17 protein-coding genes are annotated in these 17953 nt (G+C 73.7%); 9 read left to right on the forward strand and 8 right to left on the reverse strand.

Annotated elements, in window-relative coordinates; all coding sequences use genetic code 11:
- Position 1 precedes the first annotated feature (1 nt).
- On the reverse strand, positions 2-1516 hold the full coding sequence (arfA, locus tag ACZ6R6_RS20985) for an arabinosylfuranosidase ArfA (protein ID WP_470095627.1): 1515 nt from the start codon (positions 1514-1516) through the stop codon (positions 2-4).
- Between the two features lie 165 nt (positions 1517-1681).
- On the opposite strand from arfA, the gene ACZ6R6_RS20990 reads away from it, so the two are divergent.
- Complete coding sequence (locus ACZ6R6_RS20990; RefSeq protein ID WP_470095629.1) at positions 1682-2677, forward strand: LacI family DNA-binding transcriptional regulator; 996 nt, start codon at positions 1682-1684, stop codon at positions 2675-2677.
- A gap of 69 nt (positions 2678-2746) precedes the next feature.
- Here the strand turns inward: ACZ6R6_RS20990 and ACZ6R6_RS20995 are convergent, their stop codons facing one another.
- The gene (locus ACZ6R6_RS20995) at positions 2747-3145 is read right to left on the reverse strand and encodes a PPOX class F420-dependent oxidoreductase (protein ID WP_470095631.1); all 399 of its coding nucleotides are present in this window, start codon (positions 3143-3145) and stop codon (positions 2747-2749) included.
- Between the two features lie 68 nt (positions 3146-3213).
- On the opposite strand from ACZ6R6_RS20995, the gene soxR reads away from it, so the two are divergent.
- Positions 3214-3687: a redox-sensitive transcriptional activator SoxR gene (gene soxR, locus ACZ6R6_RS21000; RefSeq protein ID WP_470095871.1), complete on the forward strand. Its 474-nt coding sequence runs from the start codon at positions 3214-3216 to the stop codon at positions 3685-3687.
- A gap of 146 nt (positions 3688-3833) precedes the next feature.
- On the opposite strand, the gene ACZ6R6_RS21005 is transcribed toward soxR, so the two are convergent.
- Both ACZ6R6_RS21005 and ACZ6R6_RS21010 read right to left on the reverse strand, forming a co-directional pair.
- Positions 3834-4712: a sugar phosphate isomerase/epimerase family protein gene (locus tag ACZ6R6_RS21005; protein WP_470095633.1), complete on the reverse strand. Its 879-nt coding sequence runs from the start codon at positions 4710-4712 to the stop codon at positions 3834-3836.
- Positions 4713-4715: 3 nt separating this feature from the next.
- Positions 4716-5642, reverse strand: coding sequence for a phosphotriesterase family protein (locus ACZ6R6_RS21010; protein ID WP_470095635.1), 927 nt, complete (start codon positions 5640-5642; stop codon positions 4716-4718).
- Between the two features lie 435 nt (positions 5643-6077).
- Here ACZ6R6_RS21010 and ACZ6R6_RS21015 point away from each other — a divergent pair, with 435 nt between their 5' ends.
- From ACZ6R6_RS21015 to ACZ6R6_RS21030, 4 genes are all read left to right on the forward strand, one after another.
- A complete protein-coding gene (locus ACZ6R6_RS21015) occupies positions 6078-6557 on the forward strand; it encodes a TIGR02611 family protein (RefSeq protein ID WP_470095637.1) in 480 nt (159 codons plus the stop codon).
- Between the two features lie 177 nt (positions 6558-6734).
- Entirely contained in the window at positions 6735-7109 is a 375-nt protein-coding gene (locus tag ACZ6R6_RS21020) for a hypothetical protein (protein WP_470095639.1), read from the forward strand.
- A gap of 204 nt (positions 7110-7313) precedes the next feature.
- A complete protein-coding gene (locus ACZ6R6_RS21025; protein WP_470095641.1) occupies positions 7314-8513 on the forward strand; it encodes a PucR family transcriptional regulator in 1200 nt (399 codons plus the stop codon).
- A gap of 186 nt (positions 8514-8699) precedes the next feature.
- Entirely contained in the window at positions 8700-9683 is a 984-nt protein-coding gene (locus ACZ6R6_RS21030; RefSeq protein WP_470095643.1) for a hypothetical protein, read from the forward strand.
- 153 nt (positions 9684-9836) lie between these two features.
- Here ACZ6R6_RS21030 and ACZ6R6_RS21035 read toward each other — a convergent pair whose 3' ends face one another.
- Positions 9837-10157: a GroES family chaperonin gene (locus tag ACZ6R6_RS21035; protein ID WP_306857381.1), complete on the reverse strand. Its 321-nt coding sequence runs from the start codon at positions 10155-10157 to the stop codon at positions 9837-9839.
- A gap of 72 nt (positions 10158-10229) precedes the next feature.
- Positions 10230-11228, reverse strand: a complete 999-nt coding sequence (locus ACZ6R6_RS21040) for an endonuclease/exonuclease/phosphatase family protein (RefSeq protein WP_470095645.1) — start codon at positions 11226-11228, stop codon at positions 10230-10232.
- A 123-nt stretch (positions 11229-11351) separates the two neighbouring features.
- Between ACZ6R6_RS21040 and ACZ6R6_RS21045 the strand changes: the two genes are divergently transcribed.
- Together ACZ6R6_RS21045 and ACZ6R6_RS21050 are read left to right on the forward strand one after the other, a co-directional pair.
- Complete coding sequence (locus ACZ6R6_RS21045; protein ID WP_470095647.1) at positions 11352-12965, forward strand: DUF885 domain-containing protein; 1614 nt, start codon at positions 11352-11354, stop codon at positions 12963-12965.
- A 4-nt stretch (positions 12966-12969) separates the two neighbouring features.
- A complete protein-coding gene (locus ACZ6R6_RS21050; protein WP_470095649.1) occupies positions 12970-14226 on the forward strand; it encodes an ArgE/DapE family deacylase in 1257 nt (418 codons plus the stop codon).
- A 158-nt stretch (positions 14227-14384) separates the two neighbouring features.
- On the opposite strand, the gene ACZ6R6_RS21055 is transcribed toward ACZ6R6_RS21050, so the two are convergent.
- Positions 14385-14723: a rhodanese-like domain-containing protein gene (locus tag ACZ6R6_RS21055; RefSeq protein WP_470095651.1), complete on the reverse strand. Its 339-nt coding sequence runs from the start codon at positions 14721-14723 to the stop codon at positions 14385-14387.
- A gap of 91 nt (positions 14724-14814) precedes the next feature.
- Between ACZ6R6_RS21055 and ACZ6R6_RS21060 the strand changes: the two genes are divergently transcribed.
- Positions 14815-15387, forward strand: a complete 573-nt coding sequence (locus tag ACZ6R6_RS21060) for a TetR/AcrR family transcriptional regulator (protein WP_470095873.1) — start codon at positions 14815-14817, stop codon at positions 15385-15387.
- 89 nt (positions 15388-15476) lie between these two features.
- On the opposite strand, the gene ACZ6R6_RS21065 is transcribed toward ACZ6R6_RS21060, so the two are convergent.
- Complete coding sequence (locus ACZ6R6_RS21065; protein ID WP_470095653.1) at positions 15477-17873, reverse strand: helicase-associated domain-containing protein; 2397 nt, start codon at positions 17871-17873, stop codon at positions 15477-15479.
- Between the last annotated feature and the right edge of the window lie 80 nt (positions 17874-17953).

Genomic DNA, 17953 nt, shown 5'->3' on the forward strand with positions numbered 1-17953 from the left:
ATTACTCCTGGGGGGAATTGGGAGCAAAGCGGACAATATTCCACGAAACCGGCGGGAGGGTCAGGGAGGCCCGGCGGCCCTCCTGGCTCAGGCCGGTGCCGGGCCTGGGGGCCACGCGGTCCGGCGCGTCGGCCGAGTTGACGGCCGACAGGTCGTCGTCGGTGAGCTCGACGTGCTCCACCGGCCGCAGGCCCTCGGGGAGCGTGATCTCCAGCGCGCAGGGGCCGCGCCGGTCGCGGTTGACCACGAACAGCGCCATCTCGCCGGTCGCCGCGTCGTGGGTGGCGCTCGCCCAGATCGCGGGCGCCTCGCCGTACTTGGCGGTCGGGATCGTGGCGCACTCGGGCTCCACCCGGAGCACCTCGCCGCGGGCGTGCCGGGCGGTCAGCGCGAACGGGTGGAAGATGCTCTGCCGCCAGGCGGGCCCGCCCGGCTCGGTCCTGATCGGCGCGATCACGTTGGCCAGCTGCGCCTGGCAGGCGACCCCGACGCGGTCGGCGTTGCGCAGCAGGGTGATGAGCAGGCTGCCGACCACCACCGCGTCGGTGACGTCGTAGGCGTCCTCGATCAGCCGGGGGTGCCGGGTCCAGTCCAGCGAGGACTCCCCCTGGAAGCGGCTCTGGTACCAGACGTTCCACTCGTCGAAGGAGAGCTTGATCTTCTTGTCGCTGCGCAGTTTCGCGCCCACGTGGTCGGCGGTGGCGGCGATGGAGCGGATCATGTGCTCCATGTCGGCGCCGCTGGCCAGGAAGGAGTCGACGTCGCCGTCGGACGGGTCGTAGTAGGCGTGCAGCGAGACGTAGTCGACCATCTCGTAGGTCGACTCCAGCACCTCGGCCTCCCACGCGCCGAACGTGGGCATGGCGCTGTTGGAGCTGCCGCAGGCCACCAGGGACAGCCCCGGGTCGAAGCGCTTGAGCGCCCGCGCCGTCTCGGCGGCGAGCCGGCCGTACTCGCCGGCGGTCTTGTGGCCCATCTGCCAGGGACCGTCCAGCTCGTTGCCCAGGCACCACAGCCGCACGTCGTGCGGGCTGTCCACGCCGTGCGCGCGGCGCAGGTCGGACAGCCGGGTGCCGCCGGGGTGGTTGGCGTACTCCACCAGCTCCAGCGCCTCGGCCACGCCGCGGGTGCCCAGGTTGAGCGCCATCATCGGCTCCACCCCGGCCCTGGCCGCCCAGGACATGAACTCGTTGAGCCCGAAGCGGTTGTCCTCCAGGCTCCGCCAGGCGTAGTCCAGCCGGGCCGGCCGCTCCTCCGCCGGGCCGACGCCGTCCTCCCAGCGGTAGTTGGAGACGAAGTTGCCCCCGGGGTAGCGGACCAGCGTCACCCCGAGCTCGCGGGTCAGCTCCAGCACGTCGGTGCGGAAGCCGTCGGCGTCGGCCAGCGGGTGACCCGGTTCGAAGACGCCGGTGTAGACGCAGCGGCCCATGTGCTCGACGAACGAGCCGAACAGCCGGCGCTCCACCGGGCCGATCCGGAAGGCGGGGTCCAAGGTGAGACGGGCGGTCGTCGTCAAGACACGACCTCTCTGTTGTCGCGGTGTTCCGTGGTAGGTGAGTTTGTACAACGTTGTTCCAACGTTGTAAACAGGTACTGCCGGGGTCGATACCTGGGCGTTACGATCGACGGCGTCAGATCTTGTACGGCCCGCGTGGGCCGTACGACCTGGGAGGCGGGGGCAGTGGGAGTAAGTCTGCGCGACATCGCGCGTCTGGCGGGGGTGTCGGTGAAGACCGTCTCCAACGTCGTCAACGGATACGCCCATGTCTCGCCGGCGACCCGGGCGAAGGTGGAGCAGGCGCTCTCCCAGCTCGACTACCGGCCCAACCTGTCGGCGAGGAACCTGCGGCAGGGGCGCACCGGCGTGATCGCCCTGGCCCTGCCCGAGCTGGAGGCGCCCTACTTCGCGGAGCTGTCCCGGTTCGTCATCGACGCCGCGGCCGAGCTGAGGTTGCTGGTGGTCATCGAGCAGACCGACGGGAGCCTGGAGCGGGAGCGGCAGATCCTCGACGGGGTCCGCGACCACCGGGTGGACGGGCTCATCCTCAGCCCCATCGCGATCGGCGCCGAGGAGCTCGCGGCCCGCACCGACGACACCGCGCTCGTCCTGCTGGGCGAGCGGATCCACGACGGCCCGGCCGACCACGTGGCGATCGACAACGTGCGGGCGGCCCGTGACGTCACCGAGCACCTGGTCGGGCTGGGCCGCACCCGCATCGCCGCGCTGGGCGCCCAGGACAACTCCGCCAGCGGCACGGCCCCGCTCCGTCTGGCCGGATACCGGCAGGCGTTGGCCGCGCACGGCCTGCCCGAGACGGTGGGCAAGGTCGAGCGCTACCGCCGGGCCGAGGGCGCGGCGGCGATGGCCGCGCTGCTGGAGCACCGGCCCGACGCGGTTTTCTGCTTCAACGACCTGCTGGCCCTGGGCGCGCTGCGGACGATCCTCGCCGCGGGCCTGCGGGTGCCGGAGGACATCGCGCTGGCCGGGCTGGACGACATCGAGGACGGCCGCTTCAGCACGCCGACCCTGACCACGGTGGCCCCCGACAAGGCGGAGCTGGCCCGGATCGCCGTCGATCTGCTCCGCCAGCGGATCGACGGCCAGGCCGACCGGCCCCCGCAGGAGGTCCGGGCCGGCTACCGGCTCATGGCGAGGGAGAGCACCCTCGGGCGGTGAGGGCGCCGGCCGCCGGGCGGACGTGGGCGGGGGACGGCGGCCGGGGGCCGGGGGACGGGGCGGCCGGGGTCAGACGTCGCGGCCGCTCATGCCCTCCTGGCCGGGGGCGACGCCCCAGGAGATGATCCGTTTCGGGTGGATGCGGATGACCTCCCGGCTCAGGTACGGCGAGGGCGGCTCCTGGTCCTCCAGTGCCTCGGCCACGCCGCGGATCTCCACGCCCCTGACCCTCCAGGGGGTGAAGGAGCTGACGTCGTCCACGACGAAGGCCACCTGGCCGCCCGCCCGGACGTTGCGGAACTTCTTGGTCGCGCCCATCGCGCGGCCGTGGATGTCGATGGTGCCGGTCTCGGGGTTGTAGGAGAAAGCGGTGGGGCTGTTCTGCAGCACGCCGCCGGGGTCGATGGTGGCCAGGCGGCCCAGTCGCTGGCTCGCGAGATAGTCGAGTTCTTCCTGTGTGAACGCCATGATTGCAGCCTGCAACCTTAACTTTGCTTGAGGTCAAGCTAAAGTGGGGCGTGCCCAAGAACCTGGAGATGACCGTCGGCCAGCTCGCCTCCCGCAGCGGGGTCGCCGTCTCGGCCCTGCACTTCTACGAGTCGAAGGGGCTGATCCGCAGCCGCCGTACGGCGGGCAACCAGCGTCGCTTCACGCGTGACACGCTACGCAGGATCGCCTTCATCCGGGTCTCGCAACGGGTGGGGATCCCACTCAGGACGATCCAGGACGCGCTGTCCGCGCTGCCCGACGAGCGCACCCCCACCCGTGAGGACTGGGAGAGGCTCTCCTCGGTGTGGCGGAGCGAGCTGGACGACCGGATCCGGCAGCTCCAGCGGCTCCGCGACGGCCTGACGGAGTGCATCGGCTGCGGCTGCCTCTCCCTGGACCGCTGCGCGCTGGCCAACCCCGACGACGTGGCGGCGGCCAGGGGCCCCGGCTCGCGCCTGCTGGTCCTCCCGCGCCGCGACTGCCCCCCGCCGTGCGAGGGCCCGGAGGCCGTGGGCGCCTGACGGCCCGGGTCCGCCCCGCGCTCGCGGGCCGCCGATCCCGGCGACCCCGGGGCCCGGGGCCGTGGCCGGCGGCGGTGCTCCGGTCCGGAGCCGTGGCCGGTGGCGGCGGGGAGTTCGGCAGCCGTGGGCGGTGGTGGTGACGGAGCTCAGCAGCCGTGGGCGCGCAGCCAGGCGCGGTTGGCGCGCTGGTCGTCCAGGGCCCGGCCGAGATCCTGGCCGGAGCCCGGCACGTCCTGCTCGACGACCAGCCAGCCCGCGTAGCCGCCGAGCCCGTCCAGGACGCCGGGCAGATCGACCTCCCCCGCGCCGAGCGGCGGGAAGGCGCCCTCCGCGACGGCCGCCGTCAGGTCGCCGCCGGCGGCCCGCACCCGGTCGTGCGCCCGCCGGCTGGCGTCCTTGAGGTGGAGCTGCCTGATCCGGCCGCCCCACTCCCGCAGCGCCGCCACCGGATCGCCGCCCGCCAGCCACAGATGCCCGGTGTCCAGGCAGAGCGACACGTCGGTGAGCTCCAGCAGCCGCTCCACCTCCTCCGGGGTCTCCACCAACGTCCCCAGGTGGTGGTGGAAGACGGGTTCCAGACCGCGGTCGCGGCAGCGGTCGGCCGCCCGCTGGACCCGGGAGGCGAACCCCGCCCACGCCTCATCCGGCAGCCCGGGGGCGGCGCCCCGGGCGGACCGCTCCGGGTGGTCCGGGCAGGCGAGGGTGGGCCGGGGCGCGAACCGCCCGTCGACGGCCGGCGCGCTCGTGAAGGCCGCCAGCGCCGCGTCCAGCCCGGCCAGGTCGGCCGCGAACCCGCCGGCGTCCTCGTAGCGCAGGTCGACCCAGCCGCCCGCCAGTCCCATCCCGGTCCGGGCCAGCCGCTCCCGCAGCTCGGCGCCGGTGCCGAGATAGCCGATCGGGCCGGAGTCGATCCCGTCGTAGCCCGCCTCGGCGAGCGCGCCGAGCAGCGCGTCGGGGTCCAGCGGGGCGCCGTCCGCCCGGTAGATCCCGAAGTTGACGGGGGCGTTCGCGACCTTGACCGCCATGGGTCACTCCCTACAGGTCAGCCAGCGGAGAGGATTGTCGTGGGTGATCAGCCGGATGGTCTCCTCGCTGATCCCGGCCTCGCGCAGCCGGGGCAGGAAGGTGCGGAACAGGTGGCTGTAGCCGGCCCCGCCGTACCGCTCGATCTCGGAGACCTTGGACAGGCCGCTGCTGAGCAGCAGCCGGTGCGCGTATCCGGCCTCGATGAGGTCCAGCGCCTGCCGGAGCCGGTCGGCACCCAGTGAGGTGAGGCAGACGTAGCCGCCCGTACCGACGATCTTACGGGGGACCGCCGGGTCGGTCCCCGCGTCGGCGACGCTGATCCGGTGGGCGGGCAGGCCCTGGCCGAGGAGGATCTCCAGCAGGGACAGGGCGCCGCGGTGGTGGACGGCGACGGGCAGGCCCGAGGCCAGGGAGGCCCTGGCGGCCGCGGCTGCGCAGCGCTCCTCGGCGGGGGTCGGCTCCTGGCCCCACACACCGATCTCGCCGATCACACCGGGGCGGACGCTGGTGCCGTCCAGACCGTCCTCGATCTCGGTCAGCAGGTGTCCGGTCAGGGCGTCCACGTCGGCGTCGAGCGCCCAGGCGGGGGTGAACGGCCCGGCGAAGAAGCCGGTCCCGGCCACCACGGCCACCCGGCTGCCGGCCGTGACGCGGGCCAGCGACGCGGCGTCCCGGCCCGTGCCGATGCAGCTCAGCTCGACGACCAGGCTGAGCATGTCGGACTGGCGCAGCCCGCACAGCTCCCGGGTGACCTCCTGCTCCTCGTCGAGCCAGCGGTGCGGGTCGGAGGGGGCGCCGGCCGCCCAGCGCATGTCGCTGCGCAGGTGCTCGCGGGGGAGGATCGCTCCGGCGACGGCGGACGGGGCGCAGGAACCGCTGACGGTCCTGACGACAGGGGCCTCGTGTGTGACGAGGGGAGCCTCAGGCATGAACGGACATTAGCCCATATTTGGTGTAGAAACCGCGGAAGTCCGCAGGGTTTTACCTTGCGGTTGTCAGTTGTGTCTTCAAACTATTGATGGTCCGCAGTCCGGCATGTGAACCTCTGGGCGTTCATGCACGCGCATGATGGGCGGTCGAAGGTCAGGGTCCCGCCACTGATCGTGCACGGCGGTTTGTCCGTTGCTCTGCGGAGGGAAGCCGTACATGCGAAGGCTGGACCCCGCTGCTCGACTGGGTGGGCTGGGACAAGTGGGGCTACAACGGCGTGGTCAGCCTCGCCGCCTCCGCCCCATTCCTCCGCCGGTCCGCCCCGCAGCCGATCGCGGGTCATCCTCCGGAACAGGGGTGACTCATCCGCCAGAATGATTAGAGATGAGGGGGGCTGGCCTATTCTGGAGTGAAACGACCGTCCGGGGGAACGCGTGGCTATCTCAGACGGGGTGCCGAGCACCCAGGGCAGCGCCGAAAGGCGGTCCGAGACCGGTGACGCCGACGTGTTGAAGGACGAGGCGGCGCGGCGGTCCGGCATTCACGGCTGGCTCGACGGCGTCCGGTCCACCCGCACCGGACGCCTCACCCTCAAAATCGTCATCGGCGTCATCGGCGCCGTGCTGGTCGTCGCCGGCCTCATCATGGTCCCCTTCCCCGGCCCCGGCTGGCTGGTGGTCTTCGCCGGCCTCGCCGTCCTGGCCACCGAGTTCCACTGGGCCCACCGGCTGCTGGAGTTCGGCAAGCGGACCCTGTCGGCCTGGACGGCCTGGCTCGGCCGCCAGGGCTGGCCCGTCAAGATCCTGGTCGTCCTCGTCGCCGCCGTGGCCGCCGCGGCCATCGTCTACTACGGCCTCAAGCTGAGCTTCGGCCTGGACCTGGCCGTCGAGGCCCACAAGCTCATCAACCGCTGACGCCGCTCCACCGCCCCGGGCGGCCATCGCTCCGGAGGCTCGCGCCCCGGGCTTGCGAGCCTCCCGGGAGGCTTTACCCGGACCTGCCGGGCGCGTGATCGTCTCGATGTGCCGCTCTCCGTAGTCTCTCCGTCTGATCACCACAGACGTCCCGAGACACAAGGAGAGTGGCAGCCGATGCGCGCCCTGTCTTCGACGCTCGCCCTGGCGGCGGCCGCAATCGTCGCCGTGCCGGGCCCCGCCGCCCACGCCGACGCCGTCAACCTGGGCGCGACGGTCCAGGCCGGGGGCGAGGTGTTCCTCACCGAGGGGCTGGTCCCCACCGCCCCCTACAAGGGCAAGGTGCTGGTCAAGCTGGAGAACAACACCGTGCCGGTGGAGATCAAGGTCGGCAACTGCCGGGGCAGGTATCTCGGCGCGGTGACGATCGCCGCCGACGACCACGCCCCCTACGTCGCCGCCGATCTCGACACGGTCCCTTCCTGCATCCGTTTCCGGCTGAAGAACCTCGGCACCTCCCCGGCCACCGTCACGGGCGCCGGTTACTTCTGACCGGGCCGCCCGCGGCCCCGCCGTCGTCAGGGTCCCGGCCGGACCCGGTACGGCGAGCGGCCGGGAACGGCCCCGGCCGTCGCCCGCCGTCCCGCACCGTCCCGTTGTCACCGGTGTGAGCGAGGTCACACTGGAAAATGTGCGTTCCCGACAGAAGAAGCGACGAGGAGATCGGAGTACCGTCCCGGGGCAGGAGGAGCCCACGTGAGCATTGCCCGTGCCGCCGAACAGCCGCTGGCCGACATCCCCCGGGAGTTCGCCGACGCCCTCCGCCCCTACCTGCGCGACCTGACCGAGGAGATGGCCGGCGAGATCCAGGCGAGCGTGCCCGAATACTCCCGGCAGAGCGGCGCCTACGCCCGCAACGTCAGGCACGCCGTGGAGGAGGCCCTCGCGGGCTTCGTGAACCGGGTCGGCGACAGGGGGGCCAGCCGGTCCCGGCTGCTGGAGGTCTACCGAGCGGTGGGCGGCGGTGAGGCCGCCGAGGGGCGGCCCCTGGACTCGCTCCAGTCCGCGCTGCGGATCTGCGCGAGGGTGGCGTGGCGCAGGCTGGCCGAGGAGTCCGAGCGGCTCGACCTGTCCCGGCAGCGCATGTGCGACATCGGGGAGGCGATCCTGGTCTATCTCGACGAGATCGCCGCCGCGGCGGCCGACGGCTACGCCGAGGCGCAGGTGAGGGCGGCCGGTGAGCTCGAACTGCGCCGCCGGCGGCTGCTCGACCTGCTCGTCGCCGACCCGCCGGCCGATCCCCGGGCCGTGGCCGACCTCGCCAGGTCGGTGTGCTGGACCACGCCGCGCACCGTGGCCTGCGTCGCGCTCGCCGCACGTGTCCAGGGCGAGCTGCCCAGGCCGGGCCTGCCGCCCGACGTCCTGGCCGACCTCGACCGGTCAGACCCCTGCCTGGTCGTCCCCGACCCCGACGGCCCGGGGCGGCACGGCCTGCTCGACGCGCTGAGCGCCGACTGGACCGTGGTGATCGGCCCCGCGGTCGGCCTGGGCGAGGCGGCCCTGTCGCTCAGGCTCGCCCGGGACGCCCTGGCCCTGGCCCGGCGCGGCGTGCTGGACGGCGGCCGGAGCATCAGGGCGGCGCAGCACCTGGCCACCCTGATGATCTTCCAGGACGAGGCGCTGATCCGCATCATGGGACGGGCGCGGCTGGCGCCCCTGCGCGACCTGCGGCCCGCCCAGCGCGACCGGCTGGCCGAGACGCTCCTGGCCTGGCTGCAGAGCGGCAACGCCACCGAGGTGGCGGCCCGGCTGCACATCCACCCGCAGACCGTCCGCTACCGGCTGCGCCAGGCCACCGAGCTCTTCGCCGACCAGCTCAGCACCCCCGGTGACCGCTTCGAGCTGGAGGTCGTCCTGCGGGCCCGGGCCGCCGGGCTGCCGGCCGTACCGGACTGACCTCCTGCCGGGCCGGTGCCTGCCGCGGCGGCGCCTTATCGGTCCTGCTCCGGAGAGGCCGAAAAGGATGACTTAAATATCCGGCAGCGCCATTCACCGAAGAAATCGCATCACGTATGAATATGCCGCTCAAACCAATCCGGTATAGGTCGCGATCATGAGCTGTTTTCTGCCTAAAATGCCGCCGTGTCTGTGACTCCTGGGATTTACCGACTGCTCGGATGCGCCGTCATCGTGATCTCGGTGGCCGCGCCGACCTCGCCCACCGCGCACGCCGCCGGGCTCGCACCCGCCGCGGCGGCCGCGCCCGCCGCCGGGTCCGCGGACCTCGTGCTGCCCGGCACCCGGGTGACCGTGCGGGAAGAACCCGCCGACCCGCTCAAGATCACCTCCTACAGCCTCGGCAACGTGGCATACCTGCGCAGGAGCGCCGGGTTCGCCAAGCAGACCGGCTATCAGGAGATCACGGTCGGGCCCAGGGGGGCCAAGGCGCTCGCGGTCCCCGCCGCCTACAACGCCGGACACGACTGGGTGCTCCTGGCCGACCTGGCGGCCAACAACGGCGCCAAGGTCCAGACCGTCGACAAGCCGCTGGTCGCCAAGTTCGCCCACTGGTCCCGCAACGGCACCAAGGCGGTCCTGACCGTCCAGCGCAAGAACGGCACGGCCTGGGACACCACCGGCTTCGTGATCGTCGACGCGACGGCGAAGACCGCCCGGGCGGTGGCCGTGACGGGAGTGGACCGGACCGCGAGATTCCGCTGGAGCCCCGACGGCGTCGACGTGGTGGCCGGACACCAGGGCGGCACCCGTTTCTACGGCCAGGACGGCCGGATCCGGCGCACCCTGGTCAAGACGGGGATCCCCGCCGGCGGCGAGGACGTCTTCTCGCCCTCCGGGCGGGCCCTCATGACCTGGTGCCCGGCGACCTACACCGAGCACGTCTGCTTCTGGGACCGCACCTCGGGCCGGCTCGCGGCCAAGGCGAACATCCAGCCGAAGGCCCTGCTGGGCTGGTGGGACGACAAGCACTTCATCGCCGTGGTCCCCAGCGCGGGTGCCTACCGGGCCGTCCTGGCCGACCTCAGGGGCAGGGCCGTGCGGGTGCTGGCCGACATCTCCGCCGAAGACTGGGCCAACAAGGTCTATCTCAGCTACACCCGCCGGTGACGGCCCCGGTCCGGATCCGGCGGCGCCCGCCGCACCCGGACCGGACCGCCGCCCCGCCGGCCTGGGCGGGGCGGGGCGGTGCCGGTCACGGCGCGCGGGGTCCGCTCCGCCGTCAGCGGAGCAGGGCCCTCACAGACGAGCCGGGCAGGGCCCTCACAGGTAGAGGCCGGTGCCGTTGTCGGTCTGCGGGGTGGCGATGGCGTGCAGGTCGCGTTCGCGCATGACGAGGTAGATCTGGCCGTGGACCTCCACCTCGTACTGGTCCTCGGGGTTGAACAGGACCTTGTCGCCCACCTTCACCGTCCGGGCGTTCGCGCCTGCACCGCAGACCTCACCCCAGACGAGCCGGTTGGCCATCTTCACCGTCGCCGGGATGACGATGCCCGCCGTGCTGCGCCGCTCCTCTGACTCCTGCTCGACCTTGACCATGACGCGGTCGTGGAGCATCTGAATCTCGAACTTCGGGTCACCCACAGCAGAAAGCTTATGGGACCGCAGGGGCCGCGCCGGCTGATCCCGGCAGCCCGGCTGTCCGGGACGGCCCGCCTACCGCGCGGTCCCGGGCAGCGCCAGCTCGGCGAAGACGGCCCTGTGATCGGTGCCGGGGACGCGGTGGGCGCCGAAGGACCGGACCGCGATCCGGGAGTCGGCGAACACGTGGTCGAGGGTCACCCCGGGGACCGGCTCCCAGCCCTGCTGGGGCCAGGTCGGCGTGAGCCCCTGCCCGGTGGCGTCGGCCGCGTCGCGGTAGCCGGTGGCGAGCAGCTCCCGCATGATCGCGTGGTCGAGGGTGGCGTTGAAGTCCCCCGCCAGGATCCGGTACGGCCCGGCCCCGGCCTTGGGCAGCGCCCGCAGCCCCCGGGCCCAGCAGGCGGCCTTGTAGTCGAACCGGGGCGCGCAGGGGTGGACCGAGGCGATCTCCAGGTTCAGCTCCGGCACGACCGCCAGGGACTGGCGGAAGTTGCCGTAGTTGAGCGCGGCCTGATCGGCGCGGAGCGGGGAGCGGGCGTAGATCCCGGAGCCCCATACGCCCGGGGTGGGCTCGCCGACCATGTGCGGGAGGGCCTTGCGGATGCCGGCCGTCTCCAGGCGCTCGGCCGCCTCGGGGGTGAGCTCCTGGAGGGCCAGGATGTCGGGCTTGAGCCGTACGACGAGGTTCATGATCGCCTTGGTGTCGGCCTCGCCGCGCGCGAGGTTGGCGGCCAGCACGCGCAGCGGGGTCCCGCCCGGGGGAGCGGGGGCGTCGGCGAAGGCCCGGGGGAGCACCGCCCCGGCGAACACCCCCACGACGACCAGGCCCGCCACTCCCGCCGCCCAGCGGCGCAGGGCCAGGGCGAGCAGCGCGACGGCGACCGAGGCCCCCGCCACGTAGGGGGTGAACGCCACGAGCTGGATCCACCGGAATCCGGCGTCCCATCCGGCCGTCCGTAGGGCCGCCCAGGCCGCGGGCGGCGTCACCAGGATCCAGATCAGCGTGGTGATCCAGCGCCGCCGGCGCGGGCGCCCGGTCGCCGAGGCCGTACCGGAGATCGTTTCGGTGGTCATCCCGCTGGACGCTACCGCCTGGCGAGCCGCCGGAGAAGACCCGTCACGGCGCCCTGGGCGGCCCGCGGTCACCACGGCGGGCGGGATCCCGGATGACGGGGGCGCGGAGTAGGCTCACCGGTCATGACGGACCTCTCCCCCGATCCGGTCGGCGACTACCTCGACTGGCACCTCTCCGCCAATCCCGTCCAGGCCGCCCTGGCGGGTGCCGAGGGCTACGACAGGACCCTCGGCGACTTCACCGAGGCGGGCTTCCTCGCCCGGGAGCGGGAGTCGCGGCGCTGGCTGGAGCGCCTCCAGGAGGCCGGCGACCCCGGCGGCTTCGAGGACATGATCGACCGCGAGCTGATCATGTCCAGGCTGCGCGGCGCGCTCGCCCAGGAGACCTGGCCGGAGTGGCGGCGCGACCCGTCCGTCTACCTGAATACGATCTTCGCCTCGATGTTCAGCCCGTTCCTGCACCGGCTGTCGCCCGAGGGCGAGCTGGTCGAGGCGGCCGTCGCGCGGCTGGCCGAGGTGCCGGACGTCATCGCGGCCTGCCGCGCCAACCTGGATCCGGCGCTGGCGGCCCCGCTGCTGATCGAGCGGGGACTGGGCCAGGCGCGGACGGCCCGGCGTTTCCTCACCGAGACGGTCCCCGGCCAGGTGGCGGACGAGACCCTGCGCGCCCGGCTGGCCGAGGCGGCCGAGCCCGCGGCGGCGGCCTTCGACGGGCTCGTGGACTTCCTCACCGGTTTCCGGGCCGCCGGCACCTGGCGGATGGGGGAGGAGCTCTACTCCACGCTGCTGCGCGAGCGGGAGATGCTCGGCTACGGGGCCGACGAGCTGCTCAAGCGTGGCCAGGCCGCCTACGACGAGCTCGACGCCCGGATGCGCGAGGTGGCCGGGCTGCTGCCCGGCGGCTCCGAGGGCTGGCACGCGGCCGTCACCGCCCTCCAGGACGACCACGCGCCGACCCTGGAGGACATGCGGGCCGAATACGAATTCGAGACCGAGCGGGCCCGGAGGTTCGTGCGCGAGCACGGCCTGGTGACGTTCGCCGACGGCGAGGAGTGCCGGGTGGTGCCGTCGCCGGAGTTCCAGCGCCCCATCCTCGCGGTCGCCTCCTACCTGCAGCCGCCGCCCCTGTCGACCTCCCGGATCGGGCACTTCTTCGTGCCCTTCACCCCTGACTCCTTCACCGAGGAGCAGGTGCGCCAGCGGCTGCGCACCAACGCCAGGGCCCAGATGCCCTCCATCGCCGTCCACGAGGCCTACCCCGGCCACCACTGGCACCTGTCCTGGATGGCGGGCAGCCCGCGCCGGGCCCGCAAGCTGTTCCGCACGCCCTACTTCACCGAGGGCTGGGCCCTCTACGTCGAGAAGGTCATGCAGGAGCACGGCTACTTCACCACCCCCGCCCAGGAGCTCGCCCACCTCGACTTCCGTCTCTTCCGGGCGGCCCGCATCATCGTGGACACCTCGCTGCACTGTGGCGACATGACCGTGGAGGAGGCCGAGGAGTTCATGACCACCAGGTCGTCGCTCACCCCCGGCACGGCCAAGGGCGAGGTCGACCGCTACTGCGCCTGGCCCACCCAGGCGCCCTCCTACCTGACCGGCGCCCTGGAGATCGACCGCATCCGCGACGACTATCTGGCCGCGGGCCGCGGCGACCTGCGCACCTTCCACGACGCCCTCGCCGGCTCCGGCGGTCTCCCCCTGGGGCTGGCCCGCCGGGTGGCTCTGGAAGGCTAGCGGCATGCTCGACAACGAGGCGAGGGTGCTGGAGGCGCTGGACGAGGCGGAGACGGTCCGGCTCCTGGCCGATCTCGTGCGGGTGCCGAGCGTCACCGGCACCGACGCCGAGTCGGACCTGCAGCACCGCTGCGGGCGGCTGCTCACCGAGGCAGGGCTCGACGTCGACGTCTGGAAGCTCGACCTCGAAGCGCTCCGGGCGGCACCCGGGTTCCCCGGCACGGAGGCGCCGCGCATCGAGGGCTACGGTGTGGCCGGCGTCACCGAGGGCGAGGGCGACCCCGCGCTCATCCTGCAGGGGCACGTGGACGTGGTGCCGACCGGCGACCTGGCCAAGTGGCAGGGGGGCGACCCGTTCGGCGCCCGGATCAGCGGGGACGTCCTGCACGGCAGGGGCGCCTGCGACATGAAGGCGGGGCTGGCGGCGAACCTCGCCGTCGTCGCCGCCCTCCGCCGCTCGGGCATACGGCTGGCCCGGCCGCTGGCCGTGCACTGCGTGGTGGGGGAGGAGGACGGCGGTCTGGGCGCGTTCGCCACCCTGGCCCGCGGGCACCGGGGCGAGGCCGCGGTGATCGCCGAGCCGACCGGCGGGGCGATCATCGCCGCGGCGGCGGGCGCGCTGACGTTCCGGATCGAGGTCGCCGGGCGGGCGGCCCACGGCGCCACCCGCTACGAGGGCGTCAACGCCCTGGAGGTCTTCTGGCCGGTCTTCGAGGCGGTCAGGCGGCTGGAGGCCGACCGCAACCGCGATCCGGACCCGGTCTTCGACGGCAACCCGCTGCCCTATCCGATCGAGATCGGGACGGTCCGCGCGGGCGACTGGGCCAGCAGCGTGCCGGACCTGCTCGTCGCCGAGGGCCGGCTCGGTGTCCGCCTGGACGAGGACCCCGCCGAGGCCCGCCTCGCCCTGGAGACCGCGCTCGCCGGGATCGGCCACCCGTGGCTGCGTGAGCACCCCCCGGTGATCACCTGGCCCGGCGGCCAGTTCGCCAGCGGCCGGCTGCCCGCCGGGCACGAGCTGCTGGAGCAGGTCGCCGGCGCGGTGGCCGACGTGACCGGGACCCGCCCCGCCGAGACGGCCGCGCCGTACGGGAGCGACCTGCGCCTGTACGCCGCGGGCGGCATCCCGACCCTGCACTACGGGCCGGGTGACGTGCGCCTGGCCCACGCCCCGCGCGAGCAGGTCGACCTGCGCGAGCTCCGCGACGTCACCCGGGCGCTCGCCCTGCTGGTCCTGCGCCGCTGCGGGGTCAGGGGCTGAGCGCCCGCCGCGGGCGGGGAACAGGCGCTCATCGACGGCACGGCCGACCTGGTGGTCGCCGGTCACTCCATGACCGCCGGCTCCGGGCCTGGCGGAATGCGTCTCGGCCCCGTCGGGCCCACTCCGCCGGCGCCGGAGCCCCGCGCGTGAGGCGGCCGTCAGCGCGCGGCGGCGCCGGACTCGACGGGCAGCCCCGCCTCGGCCCAGTCCTGGATGCCCTCGCGATACTTGCGGACGCCGGTGTAGCCCAGGGAGGTCAGCCGCCGGGCCACCGCCTCGCTGTTGCCGCAGGAGATGTTGGAGCAGTAGGTGACGATCGCGGCGTCCTTGTCGGGAAGCAGCTCGGCGGCCCGGGTGGCGACCTCGCTCTCGACCAGGGCGATGGCGCCGGGCAGGTGCTGCTGGGCGTAGTAGTCGCCGCCGAGGGTGTCCACGACGACGACGGTGCCCGCCTCGATCGCGGTCTTCAGCTCGTCACGGGTGATCAGTGCGGTCATCTTCGGCCTCCATGGCTTAAATGGACTATAGTCCGCTTGTGTGAGTGATCTGGAATTTAACGGACCACGGTCCGGTTCGTCAAGCGAGCCGCTGCGGACGCTCCTGGGCGAGCAGCCCAGGGAGCGGGCCGACGCCGCGCGCAACCGGCTGAAGGTGCTGGCCGCGGCGGCGAGGCTGTTCCGGGACAAGGGAGTGGACGGCGTCTCGATGGACGCGGTCGCGGCCGAGGCGGGTGTGGGCAAGGGCACGCTGTTCCGGAGGTTCGGCGACAAGTCGGGGCTGGCCGCCGCGCTCCTGGACGATCGGGAGCGCGAGCTCCAGGAGGCGATCCTGACCGGCCCGGCGCCCCTCGGCCCCGGCGCTCCCGCGGCCGACCGGCTGACCGCCTTCGTGGACGCCTACCTCGACTACCTGCTCGGCCACCTCGACCTGGTCCGGATGTCCGAGACCGCCAGCCCCGGCGCCCGCTACCGGATCGGCGCCTACCGGTTCTGGCACCGCCACACGGAGATCCTGCTCGCCGAGGCCCGGCCGGGCTGCGACGCCGGCCCGCTGGCCCACGCCCTGCTCGCCCCGCTGGCCGCCGAGCACATGACGGCCCTGGCCGGCGAGTACGGCCAGGCGCGGGCCAGGGAGGCGATCCGGGCGCTCCTGCGCCCCTGAGCCGGCCCCGCGGGCCGCCGGGGTCGGGGCCGGGCGGGACCGGCGCGACACCCACCGGCCGGCTTGCGCCGTTCCCGGCGGGTGAAGGGTCAGGCGTAGGTGCCGCGGACCTCCACGATGTCGGCCAGCGGGAACTCCAGGTAGTCGCCGGCCTCCTCGCACCACGCGTCGAGGACGCCGCTGCGCAGCTCGCCGTGGCTGATGGTGGCGGTCAGGCCGTCGGCCAGCGTGATCGCCGCCCGCACGCCGCGGTCCACCACGAAGCCGAGCAGCGACTGCTGGGCGGTCGGCAGCCGGGAGGCCACGCGGCCGATGACCGCCCAGGTCCTGCCCTGCTGCTGGGCGGCGCCGCTTTCGGCCGACAGCAGCCGCCGGGCGTGCTCGTGCGGGTCCGGAGCCGGCTCGACCAGCGGGTGCGGCGGCTGCTCCAGCTCGGCCACCTGGCCGCCCGGCAGCAGGATCAGCCGTCCGTTCCGCGGCTCCTCGATACGGGCGCGGCGGACGGTGATCTCCCCGGTGTCCTCGATCGGCACCGGGGCGTAGCCGTTCTCCCGGAGCGCGGCGAGGGTCTTGCCGGCGGGCACCGCGCTGGCCAGCACGGTCGGCGCGAGCAGCCGCAGGCCCAGCCTGCCCAGCCGCCGGTGCCCGGCGATCTCGGCCAGCAGCGCCGGGTCGGAGGCCTGCACGATGCAGGCGACCGTGGTCACGGTGACCTCGCCGTGCCGCCTGGCCACATCGCGCACCAGGTAGTCGAGGGGCTGCGGCACCGCGCCCACCTCGGCGAGGTCGGCCAGGAGGGCGTCGGCGCCGTAGCCGGAGTCCATCGCCCGGCGCACGCTGGCCGGGGTGAACCGCCAGACCGAGGCCGCGCCGCGCGACTCGCGCTCGGCGGTCCGGTCCAGCAGTTCGGCGAGCTCGGTGGAGGGCGGTCCGGTCACCACGGCGGTGAGGTCGGCGCCGAACAGCGCGCTCCGCCGTACACTGGCCAGTGCCCGGGTCGAGCACTCCACCAACACCGGGTCGTGCTCCACGAGCGGGGTGGAGTCGTCGTTCTCGTCCCCGGCGCAGGCGTCCAGGGCGGCCAGCGCGCGGCCCAGGTCGGTGATCGTGTCGTAGGCGATCAGCCCGAGCATCCGGGCCTCCTCCAGCACCGCGGGGGCGCACTCGGCCAGGAGCGACCGGTCGAGCAGCGGGGCGTGCCAGTGCGCCGACCCGACCAGCCCGGCCCGGTCGGCGCACGCCGTACTGGCGGGCAGCCGGGCCAGCACGCCGAGCACCGCCCGCCGGGCCCGGCCGACCGCGGCTCCGGCGGGGTCGTCGCCGAGCACCGTGCCGTATTTGCCGTCGGTCCGGCGCAGCGACGAGCGCTCCATCCGCCACCACGCCGCCAGCAGCACCCGCAGCCGGGCCGCCGCGTCGTCCAGCCGCCAGCGGTCGAACTTCTCGGTGGGCACCAGCCCGCCGGCCGGCTCGTCCCAGGCCAGCAGCCGGGCCACCGCGCAGATCTCCAGCAGGAGCCGGGTCTCGTCCTCGTCGCAGCCGGTGTCCTTGGCCAGCCGCCGCACCTCGCGCACGCCGACCCCGCCCGCCTTCAGCAGCGGCAGCGGGAGCTTGGCGGTGTTCTCCAGCATCGCGGCGCAGCGCTCGACCACGTGCGGGGCGGCCAGCGTCATCAGGTGGTCGACGGCCTCGGGGTCCACCGGGAGGGTCGCGAGGTCGGGCGGGCAGGGGGTGAAGGACGGGCGGTAGTCGGGGCCGCGCAGCGCGAGCGCCACCTCCCGGGGCATCTCGGCCACGTTCCAGCTCGGCCGGAAGAGCAGCCCGTGGTCGGCGGCCCACTTCTCCGGGGCGCCCGGCGCGACGAACCGGCCGCCCTCCACGTCGCGGATCGGGCCGTCCCAGGCGAACTCCTCCAGCAGCCGCTCGGTGCCCGCCGGCGCCCGCGCGACCATGGCCGCCACCCGCGCGGGGTCGGAGAGCACCTCGGTGATCCTGGTGACCGTGCGGCGCTTGGGGCCGTGGGGCAGGCCGAGCGCCCTGGCCAGCGCGCGGAGGGCGTCGGCGCTGACCGTCCAGGAGTTGAGGTAGTGGGAGAGCGGCTCGCCGAGCCCGCACGGGGCCGTCCACCACCGGGCGAGCCCGCCGGAGATCCGGATCCGCCCCTCGCTGTCCGGCCAGGCCAGGGCGTGGTCGAACAGCCGGTCGACCCAGGGTGCCACCTCGGCCTCCGGCACGCCCATGAACCGGGACAGCCGTTCCAGGTCGACGTGGTCGCCGAGGGCCAGGGACGCCTGCGCGACCTCCAGGCACGGCAGCGGAAGCCCCCGGACGACGGCCATCACCGCGAAGCCGTTGCCCAGCCGCTGCGCCAGGGTGTCCAGGCGGCGCGGCCACGGCGGGGCGATGGCGTCCGGCCGGTTGGCCAGCACCCGGGTGAGCCGTTCTTCGTCGAGGGTTTTCAACCAGCCGAGCAGGTGATCGTCCATCTCGGAGCTCTCTCAGGAATCTCGCGCGGGGACTCTCCGTGAGCCATAGGAATCCACGGTAATGCAGAGGGCATCCCCGG

Source organism: Streptosporangium sp. NPDC048886, assembly GCF_055586905.1.